General features: G+C 45.8%; 2 protein-coding genes. One reads left to right on the forward strand and one right to left on the reverse strand.

The window, feature by feature from the left end; all coding sequences use genetic code 11:
• Window positions 1–188 precede the first annotated feature (188 nt).
• Window positions 189–1,412 carry a hypothetical protein gene (locus ACERLL_RS17670; protein ID WP_373657415.1) on the reverse strand — a complete coding sequence of 408 codons (1,224 nt, stop codon included), beginning with the start codon at window positions 1,410–1,412 and terminating at the stop codon, window positions 189–191.
• 392 nt (window positions 1,413–1,804) lie between these two features.
• On the opposite strand from ACERLL_RS17670, the gene ACERLL_RS17675 reads away from it, so the two are divergent.
• Entirely contained in the window at window positions 1,805–1,942 is a 138-nt protein-coding gene (locus ACERLL_RS17675) for a hypothetical protein (RefSeq protein ID WP_373657416.1), read from the forward strand.
• Window positions 1,943–2,395 lie beyond the last annotated feature (453 nt).

Genomic DNA, 2,395 nt, shown 5'->3' on the forward strand with positions numbered 1-2,395 from the left:
ATCCTCAATGCCCCGCACGCCAGGCCTCCTTCAGGTTTGTGGGTACAGCCGTAGGGTGCCAAATCGGGAGTTTTTCATCAGCCTGTGATAGGCTGGATAAATTGTCGAAAACCGTCTTCCACCAAAACCAAAAGCTTCCAGGCCGGAAATGGGTCTGAAATGTTACAGTACCGAATTTGTTTAGAAGGTCATTGGCAAAGTTCACTAGGCCCAGACCCGCGCTGCCCCTTAAAAGCCAAAACGTTGCTGAAATACCCAAAGTAAAACCCCAGCCATAAAATTACAGGAATAGCTAGCCTGTCCGTAATTAAAGCCTCAGAAATCCCAGACATAATTAAAACGTTAAATAACAATAATATGGAAAATCCCACTTTCCAATCAGCTTCCCCTTCTTCCCTGAAAACCTTATTCGTCAGCAAGAATCTGTATAGGAAAACACCAAAAATAGTACCTAAAAGAGTCAGCCCTAAAATTCCCACTTCAAATAAAATATGGAAAAATAAGGAATCCATTAATCTAATCCCCCCCATCCCAATACCAAACAAGGGGGATAAAGGTTCTAACAAAAAATCACCCCCTTTATCAAAAATAAGGTCAATCCGTTTAGTCGTACTTTTTTGTTGGGTCCAATCAGAAAATATTTTCCTAGATACGCTTATATTTTTATAAATTTTTTCGCCAAAAAGAAATATCCCAAACACCATTAGGGGTGCTAGCCATGTGGTTCCTTTTAAAAATCCACCACGAACTAATATGACCAAATATAAAAAAGACAGGATATAGGCAAGCACACCTGCTCTAGAACCACTTGCCAATACTATTGTTCCACACAATAAAATAACCACAAAGGAAAAAAACATTTTCCCTTTTTCAGCAAGAGTCAATGCCAGAATTGGGAAAAAGAGTCCAATATAAATTCCTAAAGACTGCCCACCATTATCTACCCCGAAGTAAGCCAGTCTCCCAAGATTTTGCCATTCCCCAAGAAATATTTTGTAAATCAAATAAAAGAAACTCCAAAGAAATACACTTAAAAAAAGAGCTTTATGGGACCCCAAAAACAATCTATCTTTATCTATAAAATTTCCAAGCCACATACCAACCAAAAGAAGGAAAAAATATTCGGACATTTTTCCCCAGTAAAGGGATAATATAACATTATTCCCGGAAACTAATACGGGTACCCATAATGCTATAAAAACAGATATATAGGAAAATAGAAGGTATACGATCCATACACTCTTTAAACTTTCCCCAAAAAGTAAAGCTACAAAAAAAACAATAAAACAAAGTACAATGGGAAAGTCGGTCAATTTAAAAAAATTCCAAGCTTCAATCCCAGAAAAAAAAGATAAAAGCACCGTTACGGATAGCAATCCTCCTACAACTAAAGAAAATATATTTTTTTTCATAATTATAACCTGGTTTTAATACTTTCAGACAAATAAAAAAGGAATCCGGCAGATTCAAATTCCGATCGTAACAGCCCCAGCCTGCAAAAGCCGTGCGGCTATGGCACCGCATAACAGCAACCTACGACTTGAAGGCGCGTAACCATCTCCCGTTTAGGGGGACAGGACCGGGGCGATCGGAGGGAACGCATGCCGGTCTAGGGGGAGCACCAGCGGAACACCCCCTCCAAGGCGGCATCTTCCCTAGCTGCCATTCGTCGGGCTTGGTCTCGGTGGTTCCGGTGGAGCCGTAGGATGGGGACCCCGTACTGAGGCCTAAGTCCGGGGCGACTCCAGCTGAGCTGGGCCACCGAGAAGGTCGCCGAAGGCCCGCGCTCCAGGGCAATGCCCGAATGGCCAGCTACGAAATCATCTACCGTTACATCTGCCAGATCCAGGGCAAACAGCGCAGCTCAACCGTTGTTTGTGGCATGGCAAAGCTCACCCTGTGTATTGCGCCGCCTGGCGACCTCGGGGGCCACGGCTTCTGAACCGGCGCTCCATCCAAGGGGGGGGGGGGGGGCGCGCACACCAACGGTGGCAACCTCGTCGGCCCTTGGAAAGGCGACAGAATAAACTTCGGTATCATAAATGCCCCCTGCCGACCATCATCGAGTGCAGTACTCGCTTTTCGTTTACTGCGGAGTGGGTTGGACCCCAAAAACTAGACATGGGGTAGAAGTAACTGGTTGAGGGGGTACCCTCTGCCTAAGAAAGGAGCCTTTCCGTATTCCGAGCCAAAGGGGCGTCGATGAGCCATGCTACGGACTGCATTGGTCTGGAAGGTGCCAATGCCGCCATGGCGTCCAGTGAGAGTGCCAGGTACATCCAGCGCAAATCAGCCATTTGATGCGCCACCTGCTTGAGCCCGGATTATTCACGGATAGCCGGTTAATGCCCTGGGCCGCAGCTTGATCGGCTTTGGATGCCCCGATTGGGGCAAT

Source organism: Thiohalorhabdus sp. Cl-TMA (assembly GCF_041821045.1).
Taxonomy (GTDB): domain Bacteria; phylum Pseudomonadota; class Gammaproteobacteria; order Thiohalorhabdales; family Thiohalorhabdaceae; genus Thiohalorhabdus; species Thiohalorhabdus methylotropha.